Raw genomic sequence first — 16,335 nt, 5'->3', positions numbered from 1 at the left:
GCTCAGCGCGCCGCGGCGCGCTTGGGATCCTCGGCGTCGGGTCCAGGTCGGAGCAGGCGGCCGATCGCCATGGCCAGCGCGCGCTTGCTGGCCTCGCCCCCGCGGCCAAAGTCCCAGCGCCCGCGCAGGGCGTTGCCCGAGCCGAGCAGGTGCAGGGTGCTGCGCTCGCCGCCGGGACCCACGAAGTCCACGCTGACGCCGGCCTCGCTCGCGTGGGCGTGGGTCTTTGCCACGCGCCAGGCCGCGGCGATCGGCTGCTGGCTCAGGACGCGGGCGAGGCCAGCGCGCACGGCCGGGCCGAGCTGCGCGGGCTCGGCTCGCCAGCTTCGCCGCGCTCGCAGCCGCGCGCGCGTGGGCGCGACTCGGGTCCGGGCGGGGCGCTCGTCCGAACCCGGGGGCTCGAGGCGGGCGGCCACGCGCTCGAACACGCCTTCGATCAGCGCGACGAGGCGGTCCTCGTCGACGCCCGACCAGGCCTCGAGGCGCAGGCAAAAGTCGCGGTGCTCGGCGTCGCCGCCCTGGCCGTCCTCGGGCTCGGCGGGCACGAAGAGCAGCGTGGCCCGGCCGCCGTCGCGGTGCACCCAGGTCTGTCGGGCCCAGCGGTCGTGCTCGCTGTCGTCGGCCGCGTGCAGGTGCCAGCCGGCGAAGCGCTCGCGGACCATGGCGACCAGGGCGGCGTCGAGCTGATGCACGAAGGTCCGCTGGTCGGGGTCGATGCGGCGCAGCTTCTCGCGCGAGACCGGGAGGAACTGGGCGGTGCCGCGGCGCTGGGCGTAGAGCTCGACGAAGCCGTCGCAGCGACGCTCGAACACGCACGAGTCGCAGGACTCGAGCTTTTGCTTGTCGCTGCGCTTGTCCTCGTACTTGTCCCAGGCGACCACGGACAGCTTGCCGGGGCCGTCGGCCGACACGGTGTAGGTGGTGTTGCCGCCGTGGTGGACGTGCTGGGCCCACTCGGGCAGCTGGCAGTAGGGGAGGTTGCCGACGTCGAGGTCGAAGCCCGGGGCGACGCGCTCGAGCGTCTCGAACATCGCGCGCATGACCTCGGCGAGGGCCGCGTAGTCGGGCAGCATGCCGTCGAGCTCGTCGTCGCTGCGCGTCCCGGCGTCGCGCGGGCGGACCATGTCGAGGTGGACCTGGTCGATGGCGTAGCGGGTCACGAAGGCCGGCAGCTCGGTGAGCGAGCGGTAGTTTTGCTCGACCACACACATGTTGCAGGAGATCGGCTGGCCGAGGGCGGCGAGGCGCTCGAGGCCGGTGACGATCTTGGCGAAGGCGCCGGGCTTCTTGGTGGTCGCGTCGTGGGTGGCCGCGTCCCAGCCCTGGATGCTGATCCGCCAGTGGAATTTGTCGCGCCCCCGGGCCATCACGCGATCGATGAAGTCCTGCTTGTCGAGGCGCGTGCCGTTGGTGAAGATCTCGATGGTCTCGAAGCCGAGCTTCAGGGCGTGGTCGAGGGTCGGGAAAAATGTCGGGTGGATGGTGGGCTCGCCGCCGAGGATCGTGACCTTGGTGATCCCCCGGGCCGCGGCCTCGTCGAAGCGGGCGAGGACCTCCGGCAAGGGCGTGGGCTTGGCCATGCGCAGCTCGGTCATCTGCCCGCTCACACAAAACACGCAGCGGTTGTTGCACACGTGGCTGAGCTGAATCTCGAAGCGCTCTTTGGGTTCCATGGCGGGGGCGCGGCGCGGGGTGGCGGGGGCACGGGGCCGCGAATCACTGTACCATCGCGGGGCGCATGAGCGAGCGACGCCGGGACGTGCTGACTGGGCCCTACGACCTCGGGCGCAGCCTCTTCGTCGCGGATCACGGGAGCCGCAACCCGACGATCCGGCAGATCGGCGCGGGCGAGCTCCACCGGGCGACGCACACCCCCGAGGGACCGGCGGCCTTGCGCGTGCTCGTGGATCCCTCGGCGGGGACCGTGGACAGCGAGACCTGGGGCCCCGGGGCGAGCTGGCTGCTCGCGCGCGTGCCCTCGCTGCTCGGCCTGGACGACCGCCCGCCGCGCCTCGAGGGCCTGCCGGGACGACTCCAGCGCCGCTGTCCCGGGGTGCGCATGGTCCGGGCGCCGAGCGTGTTCGAGCTGCTGGTCGCCTACGTGCTCCGCCAGCGCGTGGCCTGGCGCGACGCCGTGGCGACCCAGTACGAGATCCAGGCCAAGCTCGGCGTGCCTGCGCCGGGGCCCCTCGCGCTCCAGCTCCCGCCCAGCGCGGCCCAGTGGCGCACCCTCGGGGCCACGGATCTCGCGGCCATGGGCATCGAGCGCAAGCGCGCGCGGACGATCCTCGGCCTCGCGGCGCGGGCGGATCGGGTGAGCGAGTGGGCCGCCCTCGCGCCCGAGGCCTTCGCCGCGAAGATCGAGCTGCTCCCGGGCATCGGCCCGTGGACCAGCGGCATGGTCCGCGGCTGGGGCCTTGGGGATCCCGACGTCGTCCCCCTCGGCGACTACGAGCTGCCCTCGATGGTCGCCTGGGGCCTGACCCGGGAGGCGCGGGCCGACGACGCGCGCATGGTCGAGCTGCTCGCGCCCTGGGCTGGGCAGCGCTTTCGGGTGATCCGCCAGCTGTGGGCGGCGGGGATCCGGGCGCCGCGCTTTGGGCCGCGGATCCGCGGGCAACGGCCGCGCTGAGCTCGCTCAGTGCTCGCGCCGAGCTCGCTCAGTGCTCGCGCCGAGCTCGCTCAGTGCTCGCGCCGCTCGCTCAGTGCTCGCGCCGCTCGCTGAGCTCGCGGTCCTCGATGGTCCAGGGCGTGAGCTCGGCGAGCTTGTCGTCGGCGGCCCCGGGCAAGGTCAGCTCGCCGACCAGCGGGCGCTGCATCAGCTCCTTGACCAGCCCCGCGCCGTAGCCCTTCTCGAACAGATAAAAGAGCTTGGCCAGGGCGGCCTCGGTGGTCAGGTCGTAGCCGCTGACGACCCCGGCGTCGAAGAGCGCGCGCCCCGTGGCGTAGAGCTCGAGGTTGGCCGAGCCGCGCAGGGGCTGGGTGACGGCGACGATGACCACGCCGGCCTCGGTGGCCGCCTGGATCACGCGCATGAACTCGGGGTCGGCCGTGGGCGCGTTGCCGGTGCCGTAGCACTCGAGGACCACGCCCTGTACGGGGGGCGCGAGCATGGCCGAGAGCTGGGCGGGCTTGAGCCCGGGGAAGAGCCGGTAGGCGGCGACGGTGGCCCGACCGAGCTCGACCACGGCGATCTCGGCGGGCTCCGGGCGGGCGGCCCGAGGCGGGAGGACGCGCGGCCAGTCGATGCCGATCTCGATGCCCACGCGGCCCAGGGGCGGGTAGTTGGGTGAGGAGAAGGCGTCGAAGCTGCCCACGGAGACCTTGCGCGCCCGGTTGCCGCGCAGCAGCAGCGAGTCGAAGTAGATCATGACCTCGGCCAGGTCCCGGTGGTGGCGGCCGAGGATCATCAGCGCCGTGAGCAGGTTGGCCTGGGCGTCGTTGCGCGTCTCTTCCAGGGGGATCTGCGAGCCGGTCAGGATCACCGGCTTGCCCAGGTCCTCGAGCATGAAGCTCAGCGCCGCGGCCGTGAAGGCCATGGTGTCGGTGCCGTGGATGACCAAAAAGCCGTCGTAGGCGGCGTAGTTTCGGCGGATGCGCTCGGCGATGTCGAGCCAGTGCGCCGGGGTCATGTCGGAGCTGTCGAGCAGGGGATCGAACTCGTCGATCTCGAAGTGCGGGACCTCGGGGTCGGCGAAGCGGGGGACCTGATCGATCAGCTGCTGGAGGTAGCCGGACTCCGGCTGGTAGCCGCGCGAGGTCTTGCGCATGCCGATGGTGCCGCCGGTGTAGACGACGAAGATCTTGGGGCGAGTGCTCACGATGGATCGGGGGCGCGCAGCGTCGTGGAGGGCATGGCCGGCGCGGGGTCGAGGATGGTGCCCCGAGCGCGGCCGCTGAGCCAGGCCCACAGCCCAGACGCGGCCGCGAAGAGCGTGGCCGCGGCGACGATGGCGAAGCTGGTGCTCTGGCTCGCGCTGATCCCGGTCTCCCACAGCAGCCAGGCCACGAGGGGCGGCAGGCCGATCAGCCGCAGACCCTCGAGGACGGCGAAGCTGCGCTTTTGCTCGAAGCCGACGCCGACGGCCACGGAGGTGATCAGGATCCACAGGCTCAGGCCGAGCTTGGCCTGCCAGCCGAGCGCGCCGGTTGCGAAGAGCAGCACGACGGTGGCGATGATCAGCCCGACGAACTGCACGAAGAGGTAGCGCTTGCGCGCCTTGCTGGTGTCGGCGTCGAACACCGGGCGCCCGCGGACCTCGGGGGGCGTGGGCACGGGCTGCTCGGGGCGCCAGCCGGGGCGCTTGAAGAACAGGCGCACGCGGTCGGCGAAGCGATCGAAGGTGCGGGCCTGGGCGACGAGCTGGGCCCAGTAGTCGAAGTTGGCCCACAGCGGGTTCCAGCGCGCGAGCGGCTTGGTGGTGCCGTAGGTGGGCTCCTCTTCCTCGAGCTGGAAGCTGCCGAACATCCGATCCCAGATGATCAGCATGCCGGCGTAGTTTCGGTCGAGGTACTTGGGGTCGGCGCCGTGGTGGACGCGGTGGTGCGAGGGCGTGTTGAGCACCCACTCGAGCGGGCCCATGCGCCCGATCAGCCGGGTGTGGATCCAAAACTGGTAGATCGTGTTGATCTGGACGGCCGCGACGTAGACCAGCGGGTGGACGCCGGCGAGGGCCAGGGGCAGGTAGAATACGAAGCTGAACAGGCCCTGGAAGGCGCTCTGACGCAGGGCGACGGCGAGGTTGTACTCCTCGCTCTGGTGGTGGACGACGTGCGCCGCCCACAGAAAATTGACCTCGTGAGAGAGGCGGTGAAACCAGTAGTAGGCGAGGTCGACGCCGATCAACGCGACGACCCAGGCCACCCAGCTGTTGGCCGTGAGCGCGGGCAGGCCGAGGGTCTCGCGGCCAAAGGCGTAGCACAGCAGGTAGGCGCCAAAGGTCAACACGCCGGTGAACAGCCCGCGCAGGCGGCTGACGATCCCGCAGTTGAGGTCGTCGACGGAGTCGTTGAGCCGGTAGACCCGCCGACCCATGAGTCGGGAGGCGAGCAGCTCGATCCCGATCAGCGCGAAGAAGATCGGGATCGAGTAGGTGATCAAGTTGACCATTGGCGGGCGCCTTTCGTGTTCGAGTCTAATGCATCGGGGCTGGTGCCAGCCGGATGAGCCGGGTGTTCGTTGGTTCGTAGCGAGGTGTTCGGGTTGCGCACCTGGCGCAAATGGCGCTGCCCTCGGCGATGGTCGATACTCGGATGAAGACGGTGAAGGGCGGAGAAGAGCGGACAGCCAGGGGAGCAGCTCGTCGCGCCGACGGGTGGGTCTACATCGAGCGTGTGGAGCGAAAGTTCTTCTTGGCACCCAGTGGAGTCGAGGCCTTCGTCGCGAGGGTGAGCGCGCGCTTGGGGGAAGGCGAGCCGGCGCGCGCTCGCAGCCTGACCACCCTCTATTTCGATACGCCGAGCCGCGATATCGCGCGGCGCTGCGCGAGCGGGGCAGACAACCTCAAGCTGCGAATGCGCAGCTACGACGCCGGGGCGGTCCTGCCCCGGGAGGGCGCGGGCGAGCACGCCGCACGGCCCTACTTCGAGCTCAAGGCGCGGACGGGGCAGCGGACCCGCAAGCTGCGGCTCCACGCGGATCCAGACGCGCTGTCCACCTTGCTGAGCGAGGGAGCGCTCGATGGCCCGAGCCTCTCGGCTCAACGGGGGCGCTGGGGGCCAGGGGGGGAGGCTGTCTACGCCGAGCTGGGCAAGCTCTGCGCTGCGGCGAGCGAGCCGCTGCGCCCCGACTGTGTCGTCTGCTATCGGCGCCGAGCCTGGCAGGACGCCACGGGGGACTTGCGGATCACCTTGGACAGCCAGCTGCGCTTCTACGCGGCGGCGAGGCGCGAGGGCCTCGATCCTGGCGAGGCGCTGAGCGTGTCGGCGGGGCAGCGGCCGGCGGGGGAGCAGGGGGAGTGCCTCGTCGAGCTCAAGCTGTCTCGCGACCAGCCCGAGTGGCTTGCGGTCCTGCAAGCGGTGAGCGGTGGGCTCGGGCTGTGGCCGGCAGAGGAAGGCGGGCGGCGCTTCAGCAAGTTCTTGGCCGCGTCGACGGCCGTCCACGGTCCGCCAGGGGGGCCGCCAGGGGGTCCGCCAGGGGGGCCGCCAGGGCAGCGCGCGGTCTGAGAGTCACGCGCGAGGCGGCTTTGAGACGTCTGCGTGGGTTCGTTGGTGGAGCAGGTGGAGCTGGCGGAGCACGAAGAGGTCTCCTGGCGCACGCTCGCGGCAGCGCGCGGCGAGGCGCTCGACCCCTGAGTCTCCGCGATGCTCGTGGGTGAAGCCCCCGAGGCTGGCGAGTACGGCCCACGGCCAGCGCTCGACGCAGCGCTCGCGCAGGCGCCAGGACGCGGGGTCGTCGAGGCCGACGATGGTATCGAGGACCTCGCTCCCGGTCTCGAGCAGCTCGAGGCGCAGGCCGTGGGCGTGGGCGTCGTCGCGGCCGGCGAGGGCCTGGAGCACGGGCTTGGGCGCTCGCCCGGCGTAGGCGTCGAGGAGGTCGTCGACCCGCGGCCCGTGCAGGCCGAGGAGGCTGGATAGGGCCACGGCTGGATCGCGCTCGAACAGGCGCTCGCGCCGGCGCCAGGACTCGGCGTCGTCGCAGCCGCGCAGGCTCGCGGCGCGCTCGTAGCTGTCGGCGTGGCGCCACAGTCGGGCGCGCAGCTCGTGGGCGAAGGTGTCGCAGCGTCCGCCGAGGCTCTCGACGACCGCTCCGAGGGCGCCGGAGTCATGAGAGTCGGGGGAGTCGAGCTCGGCGAGGCGCAGGCGCAGGGCGTCGGCGTCGCGGCCGGCGAGGCCCCGGAGGCTGCGGGCGACCTCTCGGGGGTGCTCGGCGGCCAGGCGGGCGCGCAGGGGGTCGAGATCCGTCGTGCGCGGGGTCCTGGCGAGGCGCTCGAGGACCAGCTGGGGGGCGGTCGCCAGCGCCCGCTCGAGCAGGGGGTCGTGGGGGTCCGCGGCCCAGATCGCCAGGGTCGGCTCGGCGTCGAAGAGCGCGGCCCGGATCGCCCTGCCCTCGGGGATGTGGCGCGAGAAGTACAGGCGCAGCGGCGGGGGGAGGGTGTCGAGGGCGTCGGCGTAGGGGGTGCCGGGCTCGACCATGAAGTAGGGGATCGCGTCTTCGGGGGCGCTGCGCGGCGTGTCGCCGGCGATCAGCGCGAGCACGCGGGCGGCGAGCTGCGCCGGGGTGGCCCGCTCGGCGTGGAGGACGGGGAGGCCGTCGCGGGCGGCGAGGGCGAGGTAGCCGGCGCGGATCCTGGCCTTGAAGGCGGAGCCGGCGAGGCCCTTGCGGCCGCCGTCGCGCACGGGTCGGCGGCGCAGCTTGTCGAGGCGCTTGCGCAGGCGGCTGGTCCGGGGGTCGACGTCGAAGACGATGGTGAGCTCGGGGACGAGGCCGGCGCTGGCTTGGGCTGTGATGGCCTCGCAGGCGGCGAGGTCGAGGCCGCGGCCGTGGGCGCCGAGGACGAGGGGGGTGAGCATGGAGCGGTCGAGGAGGACCGTGTGGCCGGCGGCGAGGGCGGGGGTGACCGTCTCGCTGAGGATCTGGGCTTCGCGGGCGGCGTAGAGGAGGAGCTCGGCGCGGGGGGTGAGGTCGAGATTTGTGCGGTCGCGGGTGAGCTGGCGGATGGCCTGGGCGGGTTTGGAGGTTGGGTGCTTGGTGGGGCGGGGGAGGGTGAGGGGGGTGCCTTGGGATTTTAGGAGGTGGGCGGTTTGGTGGAGGGTTGTGGTCTTGCCGGCGCCGTCTGGGCCTTCTAGGGCGATTAGGGTTGGGGGCATTGGGTCTTGGTTTTTGGTGGGGTGTTCTTGGTTTTTGGTGGGGGTGTTCTTGGTCTTTTGCGAGGGTGTTCTTGGCTTTTGCGGGGGTGTTTTTGGTCTTTTGCGGGGGTGTTCTTGGCCGGCGGGCACGCGCACGGGCCAGCAGGGGACCCTCTGGGCTCAGACAGGCTTGCTGACTCCGGTGGGTGTCTCGTCGAAGGGATGATGGCCTATTTGGGGGTGATCGCTCCGAAGTTGTGGATCGTACGCAAAACTCGCCCAGAGGGTCCCCTGCTGGCCCTTTTGTGCGCGTCTTCGGCGGGGGAAATCGCCGCCCCGGGCAGTGGAGGGTGGATCTTTGGAGGTAGGTTTGGGGGCTGGAGGTAGGTTGGGACCCAAGGCAGTGGAGGGTGGGTCTTTGGAGGTAGGTTTGGGGGCTGGAGGTAGGTTGGGACCCAAGGCAGTGGAGGGTGGGTCTTTGGAGGTAGGTTTGGGGGCTGGAGGTAGGTTGGGACCCAAGGCAGTGGAGGGTGGGTCTTTGGAGGTAGGTTTGGGGGCTGGAGGTAGGGGGCCCCCGGGCAGTGGAGGGTGGGTCTTTGGAGGTAGGTTTGGGGGCTGGAGATAGGTTGGGACCCAAGGCAGTGGAGGGTGGGTCTTTGGAGGTAGGTTTGGGGGCTGGAGGTAGTGAGCCATCCGGGCTCGGCTGACGAGATCGGGTGTTTCTCCGCGGCTCGTCGGCTGGTCGCGGGCTCAGCCCGCCTCGCGCAGGAGCTCGATGAGTAGCTCGTCGAGGGCGGCTTCGTCGGGGGTCTTGGGTAGAGGGCTCGTGGGCAGGGCCTCGCGCATGGCGAGGTCGAGGCGCTTGGCCTCGGCGAGCAGGTCGTCGTAGGAGAGGGCGCCGGCGCGGATCTCGAGCAGCTCGGAGGCGTCGTCGCGGTGGACCCGGACCTCGCCGTCGCGGAGGATCTCGAGGCCCATGCGCAGCAGGCGGATGAGGTGCATGCCGTGCTTGGTGTCGTAGCCGTGCTGGGCCTCGAGGGCGGCGCGCTTGGGGTTGCGCTCGCGCTGCCAGCGTTGGAACTGGTTCCAGCGCTGGCGGGCGGAGCGGTAGCGTCGCTCCTGGCGGAGGATGGCGAGGAGCTGGCGGCTGAGGCCGAGGGCGGCTCCGGCGACGGCGGCGACCTCTTCGTCGAGGGCGTGCTCGTCTTGGACTTGGGCGCGGTCGAGGCTGGCCTCGCCGGCGCGGGTGGCCGCGATGGTGGCAGACCAAAACTCGCGCAGGCGTTCGCGCAGGACGTCGCGCTCGGCGGAGGGGAGCTCGATGCCCTCGTCCACGCTCCAGCTGCGCACGAGCTTGGCGATGCCCTCCTCGACGCGGTTGCGCTCGTCGGCGGAGAGCACGGACTGCTCGGGGAGGCCAAAGTCGGCGCGGGTCGGGGGGCGCTCGGGGGGATGCAGGAGCCACTCGCGGTGTCGCTCGATGCGCTTGAGCTGGCCGTGGGCGTAGCCGGCGTAGGTGTGGCGGACTTTTTGCGACAAAAAGCGAGCCCGCTCGGCGCGTAGCCGGGACCACAGCGGGGTGCACAGCAAGACCTCGCGCTCGTCGAGGAAGAGCAGCTCGAGCATGTTGGGGTTGTTCTGCGCGCAGAGGTTGACCACCTTGGCGAGGTCGAAGATCACGACGTCGGGCAGGGGGTCGTCGGCGAGGCAGGGGCCGGCGCTGGGGTGCGTGCGGGCGCGGTCGAGGGCGGCGCGGTAGTTGGCGCCCAGGGGCGAGGGCTCGTCGGGGCTGGCCGGCGTCCAGCTGAGCTGCTCGAAGTGCGCGCGAAAGGACAGGCGCGTGGCCAGGGGGGCGACGCAGCAGCCGCGCAGATCCACGTCGGAGCCGCGGCGGGCGGTGCCGTAGGCGTGGGAGCCGGTCAGGCCCAGGAAGTGTGTGTGGGCGTCGACGTCGAAGGACATGGCGGAGGGCTCGGGGGAGAGTTGGGCTCGGGGGAGAGTTGGGGGGAGGGGGAGAGTTGGGGGGAGGGGGAGAAAGACGAACGGCCCGCCGCCTGGTGGCGAACGGGCCGTGCAGCGCAGGTTTGCGCGCGCTCGGGGTCGAGCTCAGTCGCCCTTCATCTCGCCGCGGGCGAAGATGCTGGCGACGTAGGTCAGCACGTCCGTGGCCGAGGCGTCGTCGTAGCCGTAGTCGCGGATCAGCCGCTGCTTGACGACCTCGATCTTCTCCTGGGACTCCTTGTCGACGACGTTGCGGACCAGCGAGGTCAGCTTGATGCTGTCCTTTTGGTCCTCGAAGAGCTTGAGCTCGAGGGCCTTGTAGAGCCGCTCGTTGGTCCGGAAGTCGAACTGCTTGCCCTCGACGGCCAGGGCGCCGATGTAGTGCATGATCTCGCGGCGGAAGTCGTCCTTGCGGCTCTCGGCGATGTCGATCTTGGTCTCGATCGACCGCATCAGCCGCTCGTCGGGCTCTTCGTCCTGGCCGGTGTAGGGGTTCTTGACCTTCTCGCGCTGGGTGTAGGCCTTGACGTTGTCGATGTAGTTGGAGCACAGCCGCGCGATCGCGTCCTCGTCGGCGGAGATCGCCCGCTGGACCTCGTTTTTGACGATGTCCTCGTACTCCTGCTTGACCGTGGCCAGGAGCTCGCGGAAGCGCTTGCGCTGCTCGTCGCTGGTGATCAGCGAGTGGTTGCGCAGCCCCGACTCGAGCTCGTTCATCAGCAAGAAGGGGTTGATGTTGGTCTGCCCGCGGTCGCTGACCAGGCAGTTGGCGATCTTGTCCTGGATGTAGCGCGGCGAGATGCCCTGCATGCCCTCGCGCTTGGCCTCCTTGCGCAGCTCCTTGACCGAGTCCTGGGTGAAGCCAGGCATGGTCTTGCCGTCGTAGAGCTTGAGCTTTTGCAGCACGCTGAGGTTTTGCTTCTTGGGGTCCTCGAGCCGGGTCAGCACGCCCCACATCGCCGCGACCTCGAGGGTGTGCGGGGCGATGAAGCGGCCGCGCACGCGCTCGGGGTTGTAGTCCTTGACGTAGATCTTGATCTCCTCGTTGAGCTTGGTGATGTAGGGGATGTCGATCTTGACGGTGCGGTCGCGCAGCGCCTCCATGAACTTGTTCTCGAGCAGGCGCTCGTACTCGGCCTCGTTGGTGTGGCCGATGATCACCTCGTCGATGTCGGTCTGGGCGAACTTCTTGGGCTTGATCTTGCGCTCCTGCGTGGCCCCGAGCAGGTCGTAGAGGAAGGCCACGTCGAGCTTGAGGATCTCGACGAACTCGATGATCCCGCGGTTGGCGACGTTGAACTCGCCGTCGAAGTTGAACGCGCGCGGGTCGGTGTCGGAGCCGTACTCGGCGATCCGCCGGTAGTTGATGTCGCCGGTCAGCTCGGTCGCGTCCTGGTTCTTCTCGTCCTTGGGCTGGAAGGTGCCGATGCCGACGCGGTCCTCCTCGGAGATCAGCATCCGGCGCACGCGCACGTGCTGGATCACCTGTGACCAGTCGCCGCCGTAGTGCGCCATCAGCTCGCGGAAGATGAAGCGGCAGGCGGGGTTGAGCTGGCCCGGCACGTAGGGGCGGAAGGCCTTGCGGCGCGTGGGGTTGGCGGCCTCGGGGTCACCGGGGTCGACCAGGCCGAGCTCCTCGATGGCCTGCTCGCGCCACTCCGGCGGGATCAGCTTGAGGGGCTCCTCGTTCATCGGCGAGCGGAAGGTCTCCTCGCCGCCGGTCAGGTGGCGCAGGGACTCGGGCAGGGCCCACTCATAGGTGTAGAGCGCGCCCTGGGGGCTGCGGCTGTACTCCTCGAAGCCCTTCTTGAGCAGGCGCGCGATGGTCGACTTGGACGAGCCGACCGGGCCGTGCAGCAAGATGATCCGCTTCTCGGTGCCATAGCGCATGGCCGCGGCCTTGAGCACGTTGACCAGGCGCATCAGGGGGATGTCGAGGCCGTAGATCGCGTCGCGGCCGCCGTGGGCCTCGTCGGAGAAGAACTTGTAGCGAGTGATCTTCTTCTTGTTGTCGACGTAGGTCTCGGTGCCGGCGGCCAGGACCATGTCGTAGACGCGTTCATGGGAGGTCCGGGCGATGCGAGGGTTTTCCCGGACCATGTCGAGGTACTCCTCGAAGCTACCGGTCCAGTGCAGGTCCTCGTAGCGTTGGTAGTCCTGCAGGGCGGCGATCTTGGAGACGAGGCTGGAGGTGCTCATGCGCGTTCTCGAGAGTAGCTGCCCACAGCATACGACCCAAGCCCGGGGAGCGGCCACCTCGAGACGAAGCGAGGACGCAAACTCGCTGTTACCCGACGTAGCGGGCGGTCTCTCGCGTCGGGGGCCGGTGCGTAAGTGTGCGCGGCGCCCCGAGTCCCGCGGTGCTACACTCGGATTCCCATCGACCATGGGGCGCGCCGGTCGGCGCGAGAACCTCCGAGCACGCATGATTCCGCGAATCGAGAAGGATCACCGCCGCTTCCGCGAGATCGTGCGCGGGCGCATCCGCGACAACCTGCGCCGCTACGTCTCCCGGGGTGACATGATCGCCCGCAAGGGCAAGGACACGGTGTCGATCCCGATGCCCCAGATCGACATCCCGCGGTTCATCCACGGGGACAATCAGGGCCAGGGCGTCGGCCAGGGAGAGGGCGACGAGGGCGATCCCGTCGGCGAGGGCGAGGGCGAAGGTGGGGCCGGCAAGGCCGGCGAGGGCGAGGGCGACAAGTCCGTCGAGGTCGAGGTCAGCCTCGACGAGCTCGCGCAGATCCTCGGCGAGGAGCTGAGCCTGCCGCGCATCGAGCCGCGCGGCTCGCAGAACCTCGAGACGGTCAAGGATCGCTACGTCGGCCTGCGCACGACCGGCCCCGAGAGCCTGCGCCACTTCAAGGCCACCTTCAAGCGGGCGCTGCGCCGCCAGATCGCGATGGGCACCTACGACCCCGGGCACCCAATCATCGTGCCCATCCGCGAGGATCGCCGCTACCGCTCGTGGCGCAGCGAACCCAAGCCGCAGAGCAACGCGGTCATCATCTACATGATGGACGTGTCGGGCTCGATGGGGGACGAGCAAAAAGAGATCGTCCGCATCGAGAGCTTCTGGATCGACACCTGGCTGCGCAGCCAATACAAGGGCCTGGAGTCGCGCTACATCATCCACGACGCCACGGCCCGCGAGGTCGAGCGCGAGGTCTTCTTCAGCACCCGCGAGTCCGGCGGCACGATGATCAGCTCGGCCTACCGCATGTGCGCGGACCTGATCGAGCGCGAGTTCGACCCGAGCAACTGGAACATCTACGCCTTCCACTTCAGCGACGGCGACAACTGGTCCGTCGACGACACCGCGACCTGCATCAAGCTGCTGCGCGAGCAGCTGCTCCCGAGCCTCAACCAGTTCGGCTACGGCCAGGTCGAGAGCCCCTACGGCTCGGGCCAGTTCATCAAGGACCTGCGCTCGGCCTTCGCCGAGGAGCAGCTCCTGGTGACCAGCGAGATCAAGACCAAGGACGACATCATGGACTCGATCGGCGAGTTCCTGAAGGGAGGGCGCTGATGGCCCCGATCCCCGCGCAGCTATCGGAGCTCCAGCACGAGATCGAGGGCTACGCCAAGGCCTACGGCCTGGACTGCTTCACCACGATCTACGAGCTCGTCGACTACCGCCAGATGTGCGAGATCGCGGCCTACGAGGGCTTCCCGGTCCGCTACCCGCACTGGCGCTTCGGCATGGAGTACGACCGGATGATGAAGAGCCAGACCTATGGTCTGTCGAAGATCTACGAGCTCGTCATCAACACGGACCCCTGCTACGCCTACCTGCTCGAGGGCAACAGCCTCGTCGACCAGAAGCTGGTCATGTCGCACGTCACCGGGCACTGCGACTTCTTCAAGAACAACCGCTTCTTCGCCCACACCGACCGGCGGATGATCGACGGCATGGCCAACCACGCCAGCCGCGTGCGCCGGCACATGGATCGCCAGGGCGTGGATCCGGTCGAGAGCTTCATCGACGTCTGCAACTCCCTCGACAACCTGATCGACCCCTGGGTGCCCTTCCGCGCGACCACGCCGAGCTCGCCCACGCGCGAGCCCAGCGTCGAGGTCCCGATCAACATCGGCAAGCTGAGCACCGACCGCGCCTACCTCGACCAGTACATCAACCCGCCCGAGTTCATCGAGGAGCAGCGCAAGCGCGCGCTCGAGCAGCGCGAGCAGGCCAAGAAGCTGCCCCCGCGCCCCGAGCGTGACGTGCTCGGCTTCTTGATGATGCACGCGCCGCTCGAGCCGTGGGAGGCCGACGTGCTCGGGATCATCCGCGAGGAGGCCTACTACTTCCTCCCGCAGCGCCAGACCAAGATCATGAACGAGGGCTGGGCCACCTACTGGCACTCCAAGATCATGACCAGCAAGGCGCTGCGCGACGACGAGGTCATCGACTACGCCGAGGCCGCCTCGGGGGTCACGGCCATGGCCCCCAACCAGCTAAACCCCTACAAGATCGGCGTCGAGCTCTATCGCGACATCGAGGAGCGCTGGAACAAGGGCAAGTTCGGCAAGCAGTGGGACGAGTGCGACGACCAAAAGGCCCGGGAGGAGTGGGACATGAAGCTCCAGCTCGGGCAGTCGAAGATCTTCGAGGTCCGCCGGCACTACAACGACGTCACCTTCATCGACGAGTTCTTCACGATGGAGTTCTGCCGCCGCCACCGCTTCTTCACCTTCGCGGAGAACCGGCGCTCGGGCCAGCTCGAGATCGCCTCGCGCGAGTTCAAGAAGATCAAAGATCAGATGCTCCAGCAGCTGACGAACTTTGGTCAGCCCTTCATCTACGTCGTCGACGCCAACTACCTCAACCGCGGCGAGCTGCTCTTGGCGCATCGCCACGAGGGCGTGGACCTGCGCATCGGCTACGCCCGCGAGACGCTCAAGAACCTCGAGCGGATCTGGCGGCGGCCGGTGGCGATCCTGACGGTGATCGAGGACAAGCCCAAGCGGATCCGCTTCGACGGCACGGGGATCGAGATCAGCGAAGAGACGGCGGCCTGGCGCCTGGCCTGAGCCGCTATCCCGGAGAGGGAAGGCAAGCGGCGCCCTCGCAGGCGAGGGCCTCGTCTTGGTTGAAGACCGACAGCCCCTGCGCGCACAGCTGCGCGACGGTGTCGGCGTTGCCGGGGGCGGACAGGGGGTTGCTGGACACGTCCAGCAGGTGGCAGGCCTCGTCTTCGAACACCCAGGGAGCGGCGAGCAGCGGGCTGAGGTCCTCGATCTCGTTGTTGGAAAGGTCCCAGCTGTCTGGGGGCCCCCAGGTCACGAGCGCAGCGATGTCTTCGATGCCGCAGGCGAAGAGGTAGAGCTTGGAGGCGGCGATCCCCTCTGGCAGGGGACCGAGCGGGGTGGACTCGACGCGGAGCTCGTCCAGGGTCGGGACGCTGGACAGGGGAGAGAGGTCGCTGACGAGGGAGTGGGAGAGCACGAGGGAGGTGAGCGCCGGCAGCTCGGCGAGCGGGCCGAGGTCGGTCACGGCGTTGAAGCTCAGCTCGACGTGGGCCAGCGCGGGCATCGTGGCCAGCGCGGAGATGTCCTCGAGCTGCGAGCCCGAGCAGGTCAGGGTGTGCAGGCCCTTGGCCGCGAGCGGGGAGAGATCCACGACCGGGGAGCTGGAGGACTCGAAGCGCTCGAGCGCGTTGGCCTGGGCGAGGGCAGAGATGTCGGCCACCTCGGTGCCGATGAGGGAGATGTCCGCCAGGGCGGGCATGCCTGCGATGAAGTCGAGGTCGTCGAAGCCCAGGCCCTGCAACTTCAGCTCGCTCACCTGGGTGAAGCTCGCGAGCGCCTGGCTGCCGCTGACTTGATCTGCGCTGAGCCTCAGGCGGGTCACCGGCGCGCTCGCCCCTTCGAGCCCACCGAGCGCCAGCCCAGCTTGGCTCTCGATCCACAGGAAGTCGAGGGCGGGGAGGCTCGCGAGCGGCGCGAGCAGGGCGGGGTCGCTGAAGGTCAGGTCGCCCCGGAGCTGGAGGGTCTCGAGCGCGGGTAGGTCCGCGAGCGGCTCGAGGGACTCGGGGAGGAGCGAGAGCGACAGGAAGCTCAGACCTGTCGCGCACTCGAGGCCTGCGATCGACTCGACCCCGCTCTGACTCGGGATCGAGAGCGACTCCAGCTGCGCGAGGGTCTCTGGTCCGAGCGCGGCGTCTGGCCCGAGCGCGAGGGCCTCGCGAACGAGCGCGTCGAGTTGTGGATCCGGGAAGGACGCGGGGCTACAGGTGGCCTGCTCGCCCGTGTCGTCGACGCTCTCGCTGGCGCTGCCTTCGTCGGTGTCGTTCGTGCCGGCGCCGCTCGTGTCGGTGCTGCCGTCGTCGGCGCCGCTCGCCTCGCCTGTGGAGTCGGCGGTCCCCCCAGCTGTCTCATCGGTGCTCGAGGGCGAGCGACAGGCGAAGCCCGCGAGCGTCAGGGCGAGGACGAGGGGGCGGCGGGGCTCCACCCATTCATATCAAGCATGGAGTGTGCGCTCGGGCAATCGCCAAGCGCGTGGACGCGCGATCTCGTGCGGTCTCTCGCCGGGCGCACTCA

At 69.6% G+C, this 16,335-nt stretch carries 11 protein-coding genes; 4 read left to right on the top strand and 7 right to left on the bottom strand.

Annotation, left to right across the window (positions count from 1 at the left end; all coding sequences use genetic code 11):
- Positions 1–2: 2 nt before the first annotated feature.
- Positions 3–1,673 carry a radical SAM protein gene (locus G6O69_RS36340; protein WP_172308054.1) on the bottom strand — a complete coding sequence of 557 codons (1,671 nt, stop codon included), beginning with the start codon at positions 1,671–1,673 and terminating at the stop codon, positions 3–5.
- 65 nt (positions 1,674–1,738) lie between these two features.
- Here G6O69_RS36340 and G6O69_RS36335 point away from each other — a divergent pair, with 65 nt between their 5' ends.
- Positions 1,739–2,632, top strand: coding sequence for a DNA-3-methyladenine glycosylase 2 family protein (locus tag G6O69_RS36335; RefSeq protein WP_172308053.1), 894 nt, complete (start codon positions 1,739–1,741; stop codon positions 2,630–2,632).
- A 70-nt stretch (positions 2,633–2,702) separates the two neighbouring features.
- On the opposite strand, the gene ansA is transcribed toward G6O69_RS36335, so the two are convergent.
- Both ansA and G6O69_RS36325 read right to left on the bottom strand, forming a co-directional pair.
- Positions 2,703–3,821, bottom strand: coding sequence for an asparaginase (ansA, locus tag G6O69_RS36330; protein ID WP_346017131.1), 1,119 nt, complete (start codon positions 3,819–3,821; stop codon positions 2,703–2,705).
- A complete protein-coding gene (locus tag G6O69_RS36325; protein WP_172308052.1) occupies positions 3,818–5,110 on the bottom strand; it encodes a sterol desaturase family protein in 1,293 nt (430 codons plus the stop codon). The genes ansA and G6O69_RS36325 overlap by 4 nt, the downstream gene beginning before the upstream one ends.
- 143 nt (positions 5,111–5,253) lie before the next feature.
- Between G6O69_RS36325 and G6O69_RS36320 the strand changes: the two genes are divergently transcribed.
- Positions 5,254–6,165, top strand: coding sequence for a VTC domain-containing protein (locus tag G6O69_RS36320; RefSeq protein ID WP_176397289.1), 912 nt, complete (start codon positions 5,254–5,256; stop codon positions 6,163–6,165).
- Between the two features lie 3 nt (positions 6,166–6,168).
- On the opposite strand, the gene G6O69_RS36315 is transcribed toward G6O69_RS36320, so the two are convergent.
- From G6O69_RS36315 to G6O69_RS36305, 3 genes are all read right to left on the bottom strand, one after another.
- Positions 6,169–7,809, bottom strand: a complete 1,641-nt coding sequence (locus tag G6O69_RS36315; protein ID WP_172308050.1) for a hypothetical protein — start codon at positions 7,807–7,809, stop codon at positions 6,169–6,171.
- Between the two features lie 729 nt (positions 7,810–8,538).
- Complete coding sequence (locus G6O69_RS36310) at positions 8,539–9,750, bottom strand: nucleotidyltransferase domain-containing protein (protein ID WP_172308049.1); 1,212 nt, start codon at positions 9,748–9,750, stop codon at positions 8,539–8,541.
- Positions 9,751–9,894: 144 nt separating this feature from the next.
- On the bottom strand, positions 9,895–11,988 hold the full coding sequence (locus tag G6O69_RS36305; protein ID WP_172308048.1) for a serine protein kinase: 2,094 nt from the start codon (positions 11,986–11,988) through the stop codon (positions 9,895–9,897).
- Between the two features lie 226 nt (positions 11,989–12,214).
- Here G6O69_RS36305 and G6O69_RS36300 point away from each other — a divergent pair, with 226 nt between their 5' ends.
- Positions 12,215–13,321: a DUF444 family protein gene (locus tag G6O69_RS36300; RefSeq protein ID WP_172308047.1), complete on the top strand. Its 1,107-nt coding sequence runs from the start codon at positions 12,215–12,217 to the stop codon at positions 13,319–13,321.
- On the top strand, positions 13,321–14,826 hold the full coding sequence (locus tag G6O69_RS36295; protein ID WP_172308046.1) for a SpoVR family protein: 1,506 nt from the start codon (positions 13,321–13,323) through the stop codon (positions 14,824–14,826). Before G6O69_RS36300 ends, G6O69_RS36295 begins: the two co-directional genes overlap by 1 nt.
- Before the next feature lie 4 nt (positions 14,827–14,830).
- Here G6O69_RS36295 and G6O69_RS36290 read toward each other — a convergent pair whose 3' ends face one another.
- Positions 14,831–16,246: a hypothetical protein gene (locus G6O69_RS36290; protein WP_172308045.1), complete on the bottom strand. Its 1,416-nt coding sequence runs from the start codon at positions 16,244–16,246 to the stop codon at positions 14,831–14,833.
- Between the last annotated feature and the right edge of the window lie 89 nt (positions 16,247–16,335).

Source organism: Pseudenhygromyxa sp. WMMC2535 (assembly GCF_011083025.2).
The sequence above is the reverse complement of the archived record's forward strand: the minus strand, read 5'-3'. Positions and strand labels throughout refer to the sequence as shown.

What these genes read in the sequence shown, in the direction of transcription:
- G6O69_RS36325 (WP_172308052.1), bottom strand. Translation starts at nt 5,110, where the DNA reads ATGGTCAACTTGATCACCTACTCGATCCCGATCTTCTTCGCGCTGATC.
- G6O69_RS36315 (WP_172308050.1), bottom strand. Translation starts at nt 7,809, where the DNA reads ATGCCCCCAACCCTAATCGCCCTAGAAGGCCCAGACGGCGCCGGCAAG.
- G6O69_RS36340 (WP_172308054.1), bottom strand. Translation starts at nt 1,673, where the DNA reads ATGGAACCCAAAGAGCGCTTCGAGATTCAGCTCAGCCACGTGTGCAAC.
- G6O69_RS36335 (WP_172308053.1), top strand. Translation starts at nt 1,739, where the DNA reads ATGAGCGAGCGACGCCGGGACGTGCTGACTGGGCCCTACGACCTCGGG.
- G6O69_RS36300 (WP_172308047.1), top strand. Translation starts at nt 12,215, where the DNA reads ATGATTCCGCGAATCGAGAAGGATCACCGCCGCTTCCGCGAGATCGTG.
- G6O69_RS36310 (WP_172308049.1), bottom strand. Translation starts at nt 9,750, where the DNA reads ATGTCCTTCGACGTCGACGCCCACACACACTTCCTGGGCCTGACCGGC.
- G6O69_RS36295 (WP_172308046.1), top strand. Translation starts at nt 13,321, where the DNA reads ATGGCCCCGATCCCCGCGCAGCTATCGGAGCTCCAGCACGAGATCGAG.
- G6O69_RS36320 (WP_176397289.1), top strand. Translation starts at nt 5,254, where the DNA reads ATGAAGACGGTGAAGGGCGGAGAAGAGCGGACAGCCAGGGGAGCAGCT.
- G6O69_RS36305 (WP_172308048.1), bottom strand. Translation starts at nt 11,988, where the DNA reads ATGAGCACCTCCAGCCTCGTCTCCAAGATCGCCGCCCTGCAGGACTAC.